12 protein-coding genes are annotated in these 15,954 nt (G+C 49.1%); 5 read left to right on the top strand and 7 right to left on the bottom strand.

Annotation, left to right across the window (positions count from 1 at the left end):
* Positions 1-152 precede the first annotated feature (152 nt).
* Entirely contained in the window at positions 153-1,493 is a 1,341-nt protein-coding gene (ffh, locus tag K7B07_RS13265) for a signal recognition particle protein (RefSeq protein ID WP_223710352.1), read from the top strand.
* 47 nt (positions 1,494-1,540) lie between these two features.
* Here ffh and K7B07_RS13270 read toward each other — a convergent pair whose 3' ends face one another.
* The 7 genes from K7B07_RS13270 to K7B07_RS13300 all read right to left on the bottom strand — a co-directional run bounded on the left by K7B07_RS13270 (position 1,541) and on the right by K7B07_RS13300 (position 8,954).
* Positions 1,541-1,855, bottom strand: coding sequence for a GNAT family N-acetyltransferase (locus K7B07_RS13270; RefSeq protein ID WP_223710354.1), 315 nt, complete (start codon positions 1,853-1,855; stop codon positions 1,541-1,543).
* Positions 1,856-1,861: 6 nt separating this feature from the next.
* Positions 1,862-2,755 carry a pirin family protein gene (locus K7B07_RS13275; RefSeq protein WP_223710356.1) on the bottom strand — a complete coding sequence of 298 codons (894 nt, stop codon included), beginning with the start codon at positions 2,753-2,755 and terminating at the stop codon, positions 1,862-1,864.
* 70 nt (positions 2,756-2,825) lie between these two features.
* Complete coding sequence (locus tag K7B07_RS13280; RefSeq protein WP_223710358.1) at positions 2,826-3,689, bottom strand: pirin family protein; 864 nt, start codon at positions 3,687-3,689, stop codon at positions 2,826-2,828.
* Between the two features lie 14 nt (positions 3,690-3,703).
* Complete coding sequence (locus tag K7B07_RS13285; protein WP_223710360.1) at positions 3,704-4,072, bottom strand: hypothetical protein; 369 nt, start codon at positions 4,070-4,072, stop codon at positions 3,704-3,706.
* A gap of 1,249 nt (positions 4,073-5,321) precedes the next feature.
* Positions 5,322-6,512 carry an ABC transporter permease gene (locus tag K7B07_RS13290; RefSeq protein WP_223710362.1) on the bottom strand — a complete coding sequence of 397 codons (1,191 nt, stop codon included), beginning with the start codon at positions 6,510-6,512 and terminating at the stop codon, positions 5,322-5,324.
* Positions 6,513-6,518: 6 nt separating this feature from the next.
* A complete protein-coding gene (locus tag K7B07_RS13295; protein ID WP_223710364.1) occupies positions 6,519-7,475 on the bottom strand; it encodes an HlyD family secretion protein in 957 nt (318 codons plus the stop codon).
* A gap of 72 nt (positions 7,476-7,547) precedes the next feature.
* Positions 7,548-8,954, bottom strand: coding sequence for a TolC family protein (locus K7B07_RS13300; RefSeq protein WP_223710366.1), 1,407 nt, complete (start codon positions 8,952-8,954; stop codon positions 7,548-7,550).
* 161 nt (positions 8,955-9,115) lie between these two features.
* On the opposite strand from K7B07_RS13300, the gene K7B07_RS13305 reads away from it, so the two are divergent.
* The 4 genes from K7B07_RS13305 (at position 9,116) to K7B07_RS13320 (ending at position 15,850) form a co-directional block, all read left to right on the top strand.
* Complete coding sequence (locus tag K7B07_RS13305) at positions 9,116-9,706, top strand: RNA polymerase sigma factor (RefSeq protein ID WP_223710367.1); 591 nt, start codon at positions 9,116-9,118, stop codon at positions 9,704-9,706.
* 151 nt (positions 9,707-9,857) lie between these two features.
* The gene (locus K7B07_RS13310) at positions 9,858-10,964 is read left to right on the top strand and encodes a FecR family protein (RefSeq protein WP_223710369.1); all 1,107 of its coding nucleotides are present in this window, start codon (positions 9,858-9,860) and stop codon (positions 10,962-10,964) included.
* A 288-nt stretch (positions 10,965-11,252) separates the two neighbouring features.
* Positions 11,253-14,567, top strand: coding sequence for a TonB-dependent receptor (locus K7B07_RS13315; RefSeq protein WP_223710371.1), 3,315 nt, complete (start codon positions 11,253-11,255; stop codon positions 14,565-14,567).
* An 11-nt stretch (positions 14,568-14,578) separates the two neighbouring features.
* Complete coding sequence (locus tag K7B07_RS13320) at positions 14,579-15,850, top strand: RagB/SusD family nutrient uptake outer membrane protein (protein ID WP_223710373.1); 1,272 nt, start codon at positions 14,579-14,581, stop codon at positions 15,848-15,850.
* Positions 15,851-15,954: the final 104 nt, after the last annotated feature.

A 15,954-nucleotide genomic window follows, 5' to 3' on the forward strand; every position in this document is an offset into this window, starting at 1 on the left:
GACGTTGTCCCGGCGGGCGGTTTTTTTGGGCCGGATCTCCGTTGCTGCACTGAAGCAGTCCGGCCAGGGGGCTTTCTCCCGCTTTTTAGCGGTTGCTGCTTTTTAAAATAGTATATTTGCAGGCATTTTCAGCTAAATAATCTTGGTAAAATATGTTTAACAATCTGCAGGATAAATTAGAATCAGCTTTTAAAAACCTCAAGGGCCAGGCTCGCATCACGGAACTGAACATTGCCGCTACGATCAAGGAGATCCGCCGCGCGCTGGTTGATGCCGACGTAAACTATAAGATCGCCAAGGAGTTTACGGACAACATCAAAGACAAAGCCATGGGGGAGAAGGTGTTGAATGCGATCAGTCCGGGCCAGCTGATGGTCAAGATCGTTAAGGATGAGCTTACGGAGTTGATGGGTGGGGAGGAAGCCGGTTTTAATGCAAAAGGGAATCCGGCGGTTATCCTGATCGCAGGACTGCAGGGTAGCGGTAAAACCACCTTTAGCGGCAAGCTGGCTAATTTTCTGAAAACCAAAAAGGGATTGTCCCCGCTGCTGGTAGCAGCGGATATTTACCGGCCTGCGGCGATGGAGCAGCTGCGGGTGCTGGGTGAGCAGATCGGGGTGGAAGTACATATTGAGCCGGAAAACAGGGATGCTGTGGTAATAGCCCAAAACGCGATCGCCGGGGCCCGGTCAAAAAATAAGAATGTGGTGATCATTGATACGGCAGGCCGTCTGGCTATCGATGAGGCAATGATGACCGAGGTCACCAATATCAAAAATGCGGTGAACCCACAGGAGATCCTGTTTGTGGTAGACAGTATGACAGGGCAGGATGCGGTAAATACCGCCAAAGCCTTTAATGAGCGTCTCGATTTCAGCGGGGTGGTACTCACCAAGCTGGATGGTGATACACGCGGTGGTGCGGCCCTGTCGATCAAATACACGGTAAACAAACCCATCAAGTTTGTCAGCAACGGCGAAAAAATGGATGCGCTGGATGTGTTCTATCCCGAGCGGATGGCGCAGCGGATCCTGGGTATGGGTGATATTACCACTTTAGTGGAACGTGCCCAGCAACAGTTTGATGAAGAAGAGGCCAAAAAGCTGGAAAGTAAGATCCGGAAAAATAAATTTGATTTTGCCGACTTCAAAATGCAGCTGGAGCAGATCAAAAAAATGGGAAATATGAAAGACCTGCTGGGGATGATCCCCGGTGTGGGCGCAAAGATCAAAGATCTTGATATCAGTGACGAAAGCTTTAAAGGCATTGAAGCCATGATTGATTCGATGACACCGGAAGAACGCAATAACCCGGATCTGATCAACGGCAACCGCCGCAAGCGCATAGCGCTGGGAAGCGGAAAAGACATTTCCGAGGTAAATGCTTTTATGAAACAGTTTGAGCAGATGCGCGATATGATGAAGAACATGAACAAAATGGGCGCATTCGGCCGTATGATGCCGGGCATGGGTAAATTCAAAATGCCGGGTTAAGAGGAAACTATCCGCTATCAGCCTTCTGGGCGCTGATTACTGATAGCTCATTGTCCAAACCCTTTGAATCCCGGATCCACAATGCGTTTCCAGTCGGGGTGCCTTTTAATATAGGCAAATACAAAAGGACAAAGCGGTACCAGCGTTTTACCACTTTGCTCAATGGCTTCCAGTGTTTTCTCCACGATCGCCGTACCGGCACCCTTGCCTTCCAGTTCGGGCGGTACCTCGGTATGCACCAGGGTGATGTGATGCGGGGTCTCATTAAACTGGATAAAAGACCTGTAGCCTTCTATAGTTAATTCGTACTGTTTTTTGCTGTCATTCTTTACAAGGGGAATGCCGGTATATTCAGGTTTCATTTTGAATTATTTAAGTTTTATGTTGTTTGTTTGTTCCGGCAGCGGTACCCATTCGGTTTCACCGGGTACGGGCGGAAATTTCTGCTCCAGCCAGTCCTGTTTTGCTTTTTCGATCACCGCTCTGTCAGAGTTCACAAAATTCCAGTAAATAAAACGTTCTTCCGGAAAGGGCTCGCCTCCGAAAATAAACACCGTGGTATTATCGGTGGTTTCAAAAGAACAGAGCGTGCTGTCTTTAGCCACCAGCAATTGTTTGGGGGTGTAGGTATGGCCTTCGCTGATCACACTGCCTTCAAGAATGTACAGTCCGCTTTCTCCATAAAGATCCTTGCCGATAGCAACGGTCTGCCGTTTTGGGGTGTGGATCTTTATAAAGTACTGGGGACTGTGTACCGGCACCGGTGAGGTTTTGCCAAAGGCGGCACCGGAGATCAGTTTGATTTCAGCGCCATCCTTTTGCCATACCGGTATGTCCGCAGCCTCCACATGGGTAAATGAAGGCGCACTTTGTTCCAGCTCTTTTGGCAGTGCCACCCATATCTGCAGGCCATGCAGCTTTTTATCTGTGATACGCAGCCGTTCGGGTGTCCGCTCGGAATGTGCCACTCCTTTCCCCGCAGTCATCCAGTTTACCGCACCCGGGGTGATCTCCACTTCCGAACCGATACTGTCGCGGTGCATCATAGCACCTTCAAAAAGATAGGTGAGCGTGGAAAGACCAATATGCGGATGCGGCGGGACATCCAGGTTCTGGTAATCCTTTAGTTCGGCCGGACCCATATGGTCGATAAAAATAAAAGGGCCTACCATACGCCGCTGGCGAAAGGGCAAAAGCCGGCCTACAAAAAAATTACCGATGTCTGCTGCCCGTTCTTCGATGATCATTCCAATATTTGACATACTTCAATCTTTGTATAAAGATAATAGAACCCGGCGGGGTCTGCCAAACAGCGGGCCGCCGGGTTCGCATCTACAGTGTACCGAATTTTCCGGCCTGAAACGCTTCCATCGCCTCATAGATCTCGGTCTGTGTGTTCATTACAAACGGACCATAAGCGGCAATGGGCTCATCGATCGGTTCGCCGCTCAAAAGCAGCACCACCGCATCTCCGGTGGCTGTTATGCGGATGTCTTCGCCTTCATTTTTAAAATAAACAAAGCTGTGCTCGCCGGCCTGCTGCCCGTTTACTTCCACATTACCGTTAATGACCAGTAGTGCGGTATTGTAATTTTCCGGGAACTGCGTGGTCACGGTTCCTCCTGCGTTCAGCTTTATATTGGAAAGGTGTACGGGACTGTAAGTGGCTGCAGGGCCGTTGACACCGTTAAAACTTCCGGCAATTACGGTTACCATACCTCCGTTTTCAGGAATTTCATAGTGGCCCATCTGGCTTTTTTCAATAGCCTGGTAATGGGGAGTCGTATTTTTTGATGCTGCGGGCAGGTTTACCCAAAGCTGTACCATTTCAAAAGCCCCGCCGGTTTTTGAAAATTGTTCTTCATGAAATTCCTTGTGCAGGATACCGGAGCCGGCGGTCATCCATTGCACATCGCCCTCGCCGATAATGCCCCCGCCTCCGCTGCTGTCTGCATGTTGCACGCGTCCCTTGTATGCAATGGTTACCGTCTCAAATCCTTTGTGCGGGTGAGCGCCTACGCCTCTCGGAATTTCCGAAGGGCCGAAATTATACTCCGGGTTAAAGTCCAGTACCAGGAAGGGGCTCATCCGGCGCCGGTCGACAGCGGCCGGAATAAATCCGTAAACCCGGAACCCGTCACCGACCATATGTGGTTGTGCCGGTTTGGGTACTATTCGTTCGATTGTTTTTTTCATTTTTTCCTCCTTATTTATAAGATCTCAATTTGCGGACCGCGGGGCTTAAACCCGTCGTCCGTTACGGAAAAAGAGCCCCTTGGTGCCGTTTCTTTTTCTTTCAGAAAAGAAACGATCTCTTGCTTGAGCTGGTGCTCCTGTCCCGTTTCATAAGTGATCCACATGCTGTCGTGATCTTTCAGTGAAAGCAGCTTTTTCAGCTTGATCTCCTCGCTCGCGGCCAGATAACCATCCGGAGTTACAACAATATCAAAATCGATCTGGTGAAACTTTTCGATCGCTTCCTCCGCTGTAAGCACCTGGGTGAGTGCCCAGTTGGTTTCTGTTTCAAATAAAGAGGCAATGGCCGTACTGATGTTGATCCCTAAAATTTCTATTTTCATAATTTTCGCTCCTTTGCACCATAAAGTTACAATAGCCTTCCGGCTTTGCCATTAATGTAGGTTAAGTGAAATACAGGGATGCGTACCCGTCGCCTTTTGTTATACGAAAGTGCCTTATAATTTAGACCAATAGCTACCGGGCGCATATCCGTTCAGGCCAATGGAACGGGACTGTTGCGGATATCCGATCGGTGTGAAAAGCTGCAGCGCAGCATTGATCTTGCAGGTAAATAGAATGATATGGAAATGAAGGTGCGGCGCACCGGTAACCAACGTAAAACTTCTACAGGCTTGCCGGAGGAGGTTACCGCCGCGCTGCGGCTCGGACGATCATAGAGGGCTCCCGGTTATAATGATCAACGGCGCGCTGCACCTGAGCCTGTTAACGATTACCCGTTTTTAGTTGATAAATATCGACTTCAACTACAGGGGCACAAGTATCTTATCACGGTGAAGTTCGTTTTATCCTGACGCATATGTGAATGTATCAGGAGGATAGCCGTTCAGGTCAATGGAACGGGACTGTTGCGGATATCCGATCGGTGTAAAAAGCTGCAGGACAGCATTGATCTTTCAGGTAAATAGAATGATATGGGAATGAAGGGGCGGCGCACCGGTAACAGTGAAAAACTTCTACAAGCTTGCCGGAAGAGGTTACTGCCGCGCTGCGGCTCGGACGATCATAGAGAGCTCCTGGTTATAATGATCAACGGCGCGCTGCACCTGAGCCTGTTAACGATTACCCGTTTTTAGTTGATAAATATCGACTTCAACAACAGGCGTACAAGTATCTTATCACGGTGAAGTTCGTTTTATCCTGCCGCATATGCGAATCTATCAGGAGGATAGCCGATCAGGTCAATGGAATGGGACTGTTGCGGATATCCGATCGGTGTGAAAAGCTGCAGCGCAGCATTGATCTTGCAGGTAAATAGAATGATATGGGAACGAAGGTGCGGCGCACCGGTAACCAGCGTAAAACTTCTACAAGCTTGCCGGAAGAGGTTACCGCCGCGCTGCGGCTCGGACGATCATAGAGGGCCCCCGGTTATAATGATCAACGGCGCGCTGCATCCGTTAACGATTACCCGTTTTTAGTTGATAAATATCGACTTCAACTACAGGGGCACAAGTATTTTATCACGGTGAAGTCTTTTTTATCCTGACGCATATGTGAATGTATCAGGAGGATAGCCGTTCAGGTCAATGGAACGGGGCTGGCGGGGAATACATTAAAAGCGTTGTTACTTCAGGCTTTTTCTGTTTGCGCACCGGCCGGTGTAGCGGGCTTAAACAACGACCGCATTTTGATCTTTAAAGCTACCCAACCCAGAAAAGCATAAAGGATCAAAAGAATGCCCAGGTGCTGCAGGTAAGGAAAGGTGAGCTCCACGGCACCTTTCTGTATCAGGAGAATTTTAAATGCCTGTAAGAAGGGCGTAAGGGGGATGATATTGGCAATGAACTGCACAAAGCCGGGCATGGCATTTAAAGGCCAGGTAAAACCGCTGATGATAAAAGCCGGCGAGGCCAGTACCATCAATATTTGTGTGGCTTTCAATGCATCCGGGATAAGGATGCTGATAAAGACACCCAGGAAAGAAGCAGAGCCTACAAAAAAAGCGGAGAGCAGCATGAAATTCAGTATGCCCCGCGGTATCGGCACCCGGAAAATTATATGCATACCGTAATAGATACATACGATGAGTATGGAAAACACCCAGATGGGAATGACCTTGATAAGCATGGTGGGGAAGGCCCAACGCCGCATACTATAATATTCCTTTGTAAAGGAGCCGCGCTGAAATTCTGCAGCAAAGCTCACGGCCATTGCCAGCAGGATCACCTGTTGCAGCACTACGGCCAGCATAGCGGGCCACATAAAAATAAGATAGTTGCTGGTGGTATTAAAGAGGGTGATATAATTGGTCTTAAAAGGTTCGTATTGTGTGGCGGCCCGGCCGGGGTTCATCCCCATTTTCTGAAGGCCTTTCATGGCAGCTCCTGCGGAAAAGGTGCCGATGGTGAGCTGCAGCGCTTTGGTGGCAAAGTTGGCGGTCATCATATTGCCGGTGTTCACATATACATTGATCTCCGGATATTTTTTCTGCAGCATGCCGGCTTCAAATTTCGGAGGGATCACTACCACGGCCGCGGCCTCATACCGGATCACTTCATCATTAATACTTACCGGCTCCTGCAGGTAGCGGAGTACCTTAATACTTTTATTATCACTGAGCATCTCCACCAGCTGACCGGAGAGCGGTGTATTATCGCGATCAATAACGATTACCGGAGTGTTCTCTACCTTGCCGCTTTTATAAACAAATCCCAGCAGGGTGGCGTAGAAAACAGGCGCCAGGAAAAAGACGGTTCGCAGGGTCGCATTCCCGACGAACAGTTTGAACTCGCGTTTCAGCAGGCGCAAAAATTCTTTCATAAAAAACTATTTCAGAATGACACTTGCATTAACCAGGATATTCCGGGCCTTGTTCATATCCCCGGGCTGCACTTTTATTTCGTACACTGCATCCTGCACCTGGTAATCGGGATAGGCCGTGGTAATGTCTGCATAGCGTGTCAGCTGCTTAATGTACAGGATGGTACCCTCCAGCAATTCCTTGTTATATACTACCTCCATTTTTACCGCCTGTCCTTTGCGGTACCCGGCAATCTTACTTTCCGGTATCGTAAAACGGAAATAAGTGCTTTCAGGGACGTAACCGTTGAATAAGGCAAATCCCGCAGTGGCCAGTTCCCCGGTATTGAGACTGATGGTCTCGATTTCCATATCATTAGTAGCAATAACATAACGTTCGGAATACGCGATATTGGCCTCCTGCAAAGCACCCCTGGCCTGTGATGCCTGTCCGGCGGCCATATCCACTTTTTCCACCCGGGTACCTTTTTTTACGTCATCCAGCTCGGCCACCACCGCATCGTACTGGGCCTTTGCCCCTTGCAGCTTGGCATAGATCTCATCATAGGCCTGCGGCGCCATGAGGCTGTCGTTATACATATTCGTGGCCCGGTCGAAGGATTTCCGGGCAAACTCATATTGCTCCTTCAATCCCTTGTACTTGGCCTGTAATTGCTTCATCTGGTCGGCCGTTGCACCGTTGCGGGCCATTTTTTCCTGGGCACTGGCAGCATTTACGGCACCCTGTGCCTGTGCGATTTTAGCAGAAACCTCCGGCACATCCAGCAGGGCAAGGGTATCGCCTTTTTTTACGGTTTGTCCCTCTGCAACATAGATCTTCAGGATACGGCCGGTCACTTTTGGTGCAAAGGAAATCACCTCTTTTTTGCTTTTACCCTCAACACCGGTGAGCTTTTCCTTCTTGCTGCCACAGCCTGCCATAGCCAGCAGACTTATGAGGGGAATGTAAAAACTGGTTTTCATTTTTATCTGAATAAGATTTACTGATCAATATTTTTATAGCTCTGTCCCACATAAAGCGCTGTAACCGGCTGCTTATTGATACAGCTTTGTTATATCCAGCTCCTGGGTGGACCGCATTAACTCGATGGCTGCTCTGCGCTGGTTGAAAATGGCATTCTGGTAATCCAGCTCAGCCGCTTCCAGGTCATTCTCTGCTTCTATGAGTTGTGTGGATTTTGCCATACCGTAACGGAATTCTTTCTCTGCCTGCACCAGGGCATTTTGTGCCAGTTCCTTTTGCTTTTTCTTTAAAACGATCTGTGCATTGGTAATGTCATAACCCGACTGGCTATTGGCCTGGTTGAGGGTAAGCTTGCGCAGGGCATCGTACCGCTGGTTTTGAAGCAGCTCTTTGTCGATACGCGCCACTTCAGTGGCGTGGATCCCTTCCCTGCCATCAAAGATCTCCCATTTGAAACCCACACCTGCTGTCAGCAGCGGAAATATATTGAGGTTGGTGGGGCGCCAGTCCAGCTTGCGCCCGGGATACCCAATATCTGGTATTGCCGGGATGATGTTGTCGGATGTTTTGAGCCGGCTGCCGTAAAGACCCAGGTAATAGGCGGAGGCCATCAGTTGCACTTTGGGGATCCACCAGGTCTTTTCGGCTTTTATTTTATAGTCGGCCGCGCTGATACCGTGGTTCAATGCCCGGATCTCTGCGCGGTCTTCGATGGACCGCTGGGGTATAGAGGGCGTTACCGGCTCCAGCACGGGTTCGATCATCCGGAGCCGTTCCTTATCAATTCCGGTAAGTACTTCAAGCTGGGTCAGCAATAATTCTTTCTTGCCTTCGTATTCGGCTACTTTGGCATCCAGTGTGACTTGTGCCAACTCTATCTTTTTATGATCATACGGAGTAATCAATCCATAGCCCAGGGCCTTATCGGCAGTTTTGCGGTTGGCATCCAGTCTTTTTTTACTTTCATCCAGTACTTTTTTGGACTGATGTACCAGTGCCAGCTGATCATAGGCGCGGGAAATGGTGGCCACCACCTCATCGCGTGTTTTCTCCAGCAGGATCTCCTCCGATTGTTGCTTTTCCGAGAGGGCTTTACCCAGGTATTTTACTTTTCCCCCGGAATACAGCAGCATTTTTGCATCGGCCTTGGCCAGACCGGAAAAGCCGGAGATATTGAGATTATTATTGTACCGGCCTTCAGGGATGGTTAAAAAAGGTTGCAGGTTGATCTCCGGGGAAACAATATGTGCCGTGGCATTCATATAACCTGCCATGCCGCTGGCTTCCAGTGTGGGAAGAAAAGCATCTTTTAATTTGTGCTGATCCAGGCTGGTCAATTTGCTTTTTGTAACCTGTATTTTAAGATCTGCATCCTGAACCAGGGCGCTGTCCAAGAGCTCCTTGAAATCCGGCGCCGACTGCGCCTGGCTATTTGCATAGGGGGCAAGCAAAAGAATACAAAGCAGAATATTTTTCATTATGAAAAACTATTTTATGCTGAAACGGAACCTATGTTAAATATAGCATTAAAAACGGACATCTCCAGAGCCGGGGGACAGAACAGATGCAGATTGCATTTTGCACTATTCCATCATTTTAATATTTTAGTAATATTACGCGCCTAAATTTGCTTTGAGATATGAAAAAAATGGCGATTCATGAACAGGAACTGACGGAGCGGATTGCTGAGGGTGACGAAAAAGCGTTCTTAAAGGTTTTTGAAACTTATTTTAAAGAGCTGTGCTTTTTCGTGGAGCGGTATGTTCATTCAAGAGCCATGGCGGAAGACCTGGCCCAGGAGGTTTTTATCAGGATCTGGGAACACCGGGAACAGCTTACAGCAGTGCGGTCGTTCAGGTCTTACCTTTATACAGCTGCCAAAAATCATACGCTGAATGCATTAAAAAAAGCCTCCCGGTCGGCGGAAGTCATGGGGGAGATCGTAACAGCGTATTACCAGAACAGCAATGCTACCAAGGAAAAGATACAAAGCAGGGAATACCAGGAACAACTGCACCGTGCCATAGAAAACCTGCCGGCAAGGAGCCGCGAGATCTTCCGGTTATGCCGCGAGCATAAAAAGACCTATGAAGAAGTGGCTTCCCTAATGGGCATCTCCAAAAATGCCGTAAAAAACCATATGGTATTCTCCATGAAGCAGCTGAAGCGTACTGTTGAAGCCGAATTAGGGATTTCCCTTTCCTTATTGATGACGGTATTTTTCCACTGATCGTTATTCCTGCAGCAATACGCGGCTGGCCGCACCTGCGGCCGGACTTTTGCCGGAAGTCTGTATGCGCATAAAAATAAATTTTAAAAAATCCGGGAAACAGCTACCCTCGGGCTGCTGTTTGTTGTCTTAAAAGAAGGAACTGTCATAAATGGAGTCGGAATTTTATAAAACGCTGGTCAGCCGGTACCTGGAGAAAAAGCTGAGCGCGGAAGAACTGGAGGTCTTTTTTCACCTGCTGGATGAAGGAAAGCTGGATGACTATCTCCTGGAATCGATGGATGCCGCTATTGGGGAACAGGCCGCACCAGCCGCGCCAGTCATTGCATTAAAGCGGCATCCGCGCCGGTACCTCTACCGGGTGGCGGTGGCGGTTGCGATCATTGCAACGGGTGTGCTGCTGTTCCGGTATCATACCCGCCCCGTACCGGAACAGCGTACCGCTGTGATGCAGACCACACCGGTGATTCCCGGTGGTAACAATGCAGTGCTTACCCTGGGTGATGGTAAAAGGATCATCCTGAACCAGGCACCGGACGGTACACTGGAGCAGGGCGCTTCCTTTTCCATACGGAAAGAAAAGGACGGGCTGGTGGTGTTTGATGTAAACGGAACAGCTGCCGTGCCCCGTGGAATCAATACGATCGAGACACCCAAGGGCGGCATCTATCAGGTGGTATTGCCGGACGGATCATTGGTATGGTTGAATAATGCTTCCCGTATTTCCTTCCCGACCCGGTTTGACGGAAATGAACGCCGGGTAACCATCAACGGGGAAGCGTATTTTGAAGTGACACATGATAAAACCAGACCGTTCCGGGTGGTGAGCGATGGCCAGGAAGTAGAAGTGCTGGGCACAAAATTCAATGTGAATGCTTATAAGGATGAGGCGGCTTTGAAGACAACACTGCTGGAAGGTAGTGTAAGGATCCGCACCGCACAACAATCGGGTCTGCTGAAACCCGGGTTCCAGGCTGTATTGAAAGGACCGGCGCCCCTGGTCATCCGCAAGGCGGATGTGGAATCGGTAATGGCCTGGAAAGAAGGATTCTTCCAGTTCGACCGTGCCGATATCCCGACACTGATGCGCCAGCTGGCGCGCTGGTACGACATTGATATAAGATACACCGGCGCTGTTCCCAAAGATGAGTTCGTGGGAAAAATAAAACGGAGCGAGGACATTCAGAAAGTACTGGAGATCCTCCGCTACGGGAAAGTAAAATTCCGCCTGGAAGGCAGAACGCTTATTGTTGAGTGATTGCACGCGGGCATGGTACAAAGACCACCGGGATTACCATGCGGCGTACCATTTATAAAACCATTTAAAACTAAAATATATGCACCCTTAAATGTAGTGAAAGCGGTAACAGAAAACGGGAATGCTACCAACACTCCCGTTGAACCCTGTGAAGGGCTGTTCAAATTACAAAGAGTTATCAATCAGTGAATCAATAATCTTTCATTTAAACATTTCAAAAGTATGAAATTAATCCTTTGCGGGAAGGCTTCAGCCCGTATTGTATCCCTGTCAAAAATTTTTTTTCTTATGAGATTCACGGTCTTTTTTATGTTGGTCGGTGTACTACAGCTGAGTGCCAGGGGGTATTCGCAGCAGGTACATTACTCCGGGAAGCATGTTCCCGTGGAAAAAGTGCTGAAGGCCATAGCGAAGCAAACCGGGTACAACCTTTTTTACCGGTACAACGAACTGAAGGACGCAAAACCGGTAGATTTGGAGCTGAAAGGCGTTGCGCTTCAGCAGGCACTGTCTGAGCTCTTCCTGGGACAGCCGTTCGAATTTACACTGAAAGAGCATACCATCATCATAAACAAGAAAAAGGAAGAAGCTCCCCGTCCGGTTATGGAAGTGACCCAGGTAATGGAGGACCCCGTAAGAGGGGTGGTAAACGATGAGGAGGGGCGTCCGCTTGCCGGAGCTTCTGTCAGAATAAAGAACTCCGGTGCGGGTACGGCAACGGATGCCGGCGGGCGTTTTTCCATAATTCCCGAAACACAAAAAGTGACCCTGATCATCAGCTATACCGGCTATGAAACAAAAGAGATCGCCGCTGCAGCAGGCGGTAACCTGTCCGTTACACTGAAAGCCGCCCAGTCGGCGATGAACGAGATCGTGGTAGTCGGATATGGGACCCAGCGGAGAGAGCTGGTGACCAGCGCTATCGGCCGGTTCAAGGTGAAAGACGAAGATGTTCGCCAGGTTGCAAGTCCTACCCGTTTACTGGAAGGAAGGGTAGCCGGGGTGAACGTAACTGTAGGATCCGGGAACCTGGCGTCGGGAGAAAAAATATCGGTGCGCGGCTATTCCTCCATCAGCGCCGGCAACAACCCGTTGTATGTGGTGGATGGGGTACCGATCAATACCGCCAATATGTCCTTATATGATTTTGGGGAAACCTATAGTCCGCTTGCAGCATTGAACCATGCCGATATCGAATCGATCGAAGTACTGAAGGATGCCGCTTCAGCCGCCATCTATGGCTCGAGGGCCAGCAACGGTGTGATCCTGATCACTACAAAATCGGGCAAGAAAGGGGTGAACAATATCCGCATGGATCTCACAACGGGCTTCTCCGAATTTGCGAACCGGAAAAAGGTGAAGATCGCCAACTCCGGTCTGTATGTGCAGCAGTTCAACCAGGGCCAGGAAAATTATAACAAACAGTATGGTCTTTCGGTTGGGGATGCCAATTACAAAATGCCGATCAGCAACCCGTTTGGTGATATGCCGGATACCGACTGGCTGGGCCTTGTATTGCAAAAGGGCTATTTCAAGAACCTGAATACCTCCTTTTCCGGCGGTACGGAAAGCACCAAATACTACGTTGGTTTTGGCCTCACCGACCAGGAGGGTGTGTTCAGGAACAATTCCATTCAAAAATATAATATCAATACCAAGCTGACACACCGGTTCAACAGCTGGCTGGAACTGGGAGCCAATAATATCGGCACCTATATCCGGAACAACCAGATCCCCGGCGCCAATGCCGGTACTACGGTTATCGGTCGTACCATCGGCCAGCGGCCATTCGATCGGCCGTTTAAACCGAACGGTGATTATTATGTAGGAGGTACGGATGAACTGGTATACCATAACCCGGTTCAGATCCTTAATGAGCAGGTGGCTTATGTTGACAATCTCCGTTACCTGGGAACGTTTTATGGTAATATATTCTTTAATGACAACCTGTCTTTTAAATCTTCTTTCAGTGCAGACATTAACTATACCTACGACTATACCTATTTTAATGCCAACCATCCTTACGGAACCGGGGTGGGACGCCTGATCGATTACAACCGGCTCATACAGAATTTCCTGGTGGAGAATACGCTGAATTACCAGAAAACATTTAACCGGATCGAAGTAAACGGGATGGCGGGGCACTCCTTTCAGAGTCAGCACATCCGCAATACCAGTGTAGATGCCAGAGGGTTTCCCACGCCCTCACTGGTAACGGTATCTGTGGCCTCCGAGATCTTTGGTGCCGGTGGTGCCGTAAGTGAATATGCTCTGGAATCTTATTTCGGCCGGGGAACGGTAGCGCTGGATGACAAGTATATGATGACGGCTACCCTGCGTATGGACGGGTCTTCCAAATTCCATCCCAAGAACCGCTGGGGTGTTTTCCCTTCTGTTTCTTTTGGCTGGAATGTATCCAAAGAACCTTTTTTAAAGGATGCTGGCCTGGATCTTAAGCTGAGGGCCAGTTACGGAAAAACAGGGAACCAGGAGGGGATCGGAAGTTATGCCTACCAGGCATTGATGTCGGGCGGTCAGAACTATGGCAAGGAGAGTGGTATTTCCGTATCCTCCTTCGGAAATGAAGACCTTACCTGGGAGAAAGCGGATCAGTACGACGTAGGTTTTGATCTGAGCATGTTCAATCACAAGCTGGATGTATCGTTTGATGCGTATTATAAAAAGACCACCGATCTGCTGTACAGCATGCCCATCCATGCTACAACCGGTATGACAAGTATTATCTCAAATATAGGCTCTATGGATAACCGGGGTGTGGAGCTTTCCATATCTTCCAACTTTAACCTGGGGCAGGTAAAATGGAATACGAGCTTCAACATCGCCCACAACCGCAATAAGATCCTGTCGCTGATCGACAATGGCAATCAGCCGATCTCCATCGGTGATAACCGCGCATTACAGGTGGGCCGGGATATCGGATCGTTCTACCTTTTCCAGATGGAAGGCCTTTATCAGTATGACGGGGAAGTGCCCCAGGAACAATTTGACCTGGGAGTGCGCGCAGGTGATGTAAAATGGAAGGATGTGGACGGGAACAACATCATTAATGATAATGACCGCGTGGTAGTGGGTTCCTCCAATCCGAAATTTTCCGGGGGATGGAACAATACTTTCGGATACAAAGGGTTTCAGCTGGATGTGCTGACCACATTTATGTACGGCAATAATGTATACAACCAGTCAAAACCCTCTGCGCTGGCCCGCATCGGTTACCGGACGGCACAGCTGGAAGAATATATCGTAAACCAGTGGACCGGTCCCGGCAGTACCAATGTTTATCCGCGTGCGATTGCCGGAGAAATATTTAACACACGCAACTCGACCCGGTTTCTGGAAGATGGTTCCTTCATCCGTATAAGGGCGGTTACTTTAGGGTACCAGGTTCCTTCCTTTAAAATAAAACGGTTTAATGTAAAAGGCATCCGGGTCTACGGACAGGTGGACAACCTGTTCCTGTGGACAAAATATTCAGGATGGGATCCTGAAGTGAGCAAGGACCTCGATCCCCGCTTTTTTGGTACCGACTGGTTCAATAATCCGCAGCCAAGGACCTATAGCCTGGGCGTAAACATTAACCTTTAAATCCGATAACAATGAAATTACGACATATATTAGCCGTATCCGGCATCCTGCTGATGGCCACCTCCTGTGGCAAAAAACTTGACCTGTATCCTTCTTCGGCCATGGCACCTCAGGCCGTAACCTCCAAAGACCTGCCGGCGCTGCGGGTGGGCATGTATAATGATGTGCAGAACGACCCCGGTGTTTATTCGTTTATCCTGTTCGACCTGCTGGGCGGGGATATACACACAGCTTCGAATGCACCCATCGACCTGATCAACAATATTCTTTCGCCCCTGAATTCGATGATCGCGGGCGGATGGAACGGGTATTACAGCGCCTTATTCCAGGTAAATAACGTCATCGGTATCTGTGAAAGTATGGAAGCCTCGGAGAATCGTAACAGAACACTTGGAGAAGCCCATTACTTCAGGGCATTGATCTATTACAACCTGCTTACAAGATGGGGGGCGGTTCCCGTTTTAAAGAAAAACACATTGGAAAAGCCTTTTCGTGATCCGGTGCCGGAAGTATGGAAATTTATTGAGGAAGAACTGAATGCGGCCTCCGCATTATTAAGTAGTGCTGCAAATTACTATTATGTTTCGGCCGATGCCGCTACGGCATTAAAAGCCCGGGTGTTGTTAAGCCAGGGAAAAAAGACCGAAGCTGCTACCCTGGCGGAGGGGCTGATCACTTCGGGTAAATACCAGCTGGATGCATTTGAAAAGATCTTCAGAAAACAGACCAACACCGAGATCATCTTTGCGTTTGAAAACCTGTCGGAAGAATCCAGTAATAATATCTCTGACCTGTTTTATACCTACGCCCATCCCAATAAAGGGCAGGGAAGCTACCGCGTTTCCCAGCAACTGGTGAATGCCTATTCCGGTACGGATAAACGGAAAGAGATCTCCATTATCAATATCGCCGGTACCGATTGTGTCAATAAATATCCCAGCGGCCAGACCGGCAAAGATCCGGTGATCATTTCACGGATCGCAGAAATGTACCTGATCAGTGCCGAGGCACAGGGCAGGGTGGATGGCCTGGCCCGGCTGAACCAGCTGCGGAGCTACCGGGGATTACAGCCGGTAAGCGCAGCATCGGATGATCAGTATACCTCACTCATCCTGGAAGAACGGCGCCTTGAGCTGATGGGAGAGAACTTCCGGTTCTATGACCTTGTACGGACGGGAAGGGCCGTGCCGCAATTAGGGATCAAACCACATCAGGCGTTGTTGCCGATCCCCGGCCGCGAATTGCAATACAATACAAACCTGCAACCCAACCCCGGCTATTGATCAAATAGAGAGGAAAAGTTCAGTTAAAAAAATCATGGCTGTCGTCAATACGGTCATCCCGGTAGAACACAGAAGAACGCGGTTTTCGGTTTGATGCGGCCACA

It is taken from the genome of Niabella beijingensis (genome assembly GCF_020034665.1).
Taxonomy (GTDB): domain Bacteria; phylum Bacteroidota; class Bacteroidia; order Chitinophagales; family Chitinophagaceae; genus Niabella; species Niabella beijingensis.

Excerpts from the sequence above, each read along its gene's own strand:
- K7B07_RS13310 (WP_223710369.1), top strand. The coding sequence starts at position 9,858 with ATGGAGTCGGAATTTTATAAAACGCTGGTCAGCCGGTACCTGGAGAAA.
- ffh (WP_223710352.1), top strand. The coding sequence starts at position 153 with ATGTTTAACAATCTGCAGGATAAATTAGAATCAGCTTTTAAAAACCTC.
- K7B07_RS13315 (WP_223710371.1), top strand. The coding sequence starts at position 11,253 with ATGAGATTCACGGTCTTTTTTATGTTGGTCGGTGTACTACAGCTGAGT.
- K7B07_RS13295 (WP_223710364.1), bottom strand. The coding sequence starts at position 7,475 with ATGAAAACCAGTTTTTACATTCCCCTCATAAGTCTGCTGGCTATGGCA.
- K7B07_RS13280 (WP_223710358.1), bottom strand. The coding sequence starts at position 3,689 with ATGAAAAAAACAATCGAACGAATAGTACCCAAACCGGCACAACCACAT.
- K7B07_RS13275 (WP_223710356.1), bottom strand. The coding sequence starts at position 2,755 with ATGTCAAATATTGGAATGATCATCGAAGAACGGGCAGCAGACATCGGT.
- K7B07_RS13300 (WP_223710366.1), bottom strand. The coding sequence starts at position 8,954 with ATGAAAAATATTCTGCTTTGTATTCTTTTGCTTGCCCCCTATGCAAAT.
- K7B07_RS13290 (WP_223710362.1), bottom strand. The coding sequence starts at position 6,512 with ATGAAAGAATTTTTGCGCCTGCTGAAACGCGAGTTCAAACTGTTCGTC.
- K7B07_RS13270 (WP_223710354.1), bottom strand. The coding sequence starts at position 1,855 with ATGAAACCTGAATATACCGGCATTCCCCTTGTAAAGAATGACAGCAAA.
- K7B07_RS13305 (WP_223710367.1), top strand. The coding sequence starts at position 9,116 with ATGAAAAAAATGGCGATTCATGAACAGGAACTGACGGAGCGGATTGCT.
- K7B07_RS13320 (WP_223710373.1), top strand. The coding sequence starts at position 14,579 with ATGAAATTACGACATATATTAGCCGTATCCGGCATCCTGCTGATGGCC.
- K7B07_RS13285 (WP_223710360.1), bottom strand. The coding sequence starts at position 4,072 with ATGAAAATAGAAATTTTAGGGATCAACATCAGTACGGCCATTGCCTCT.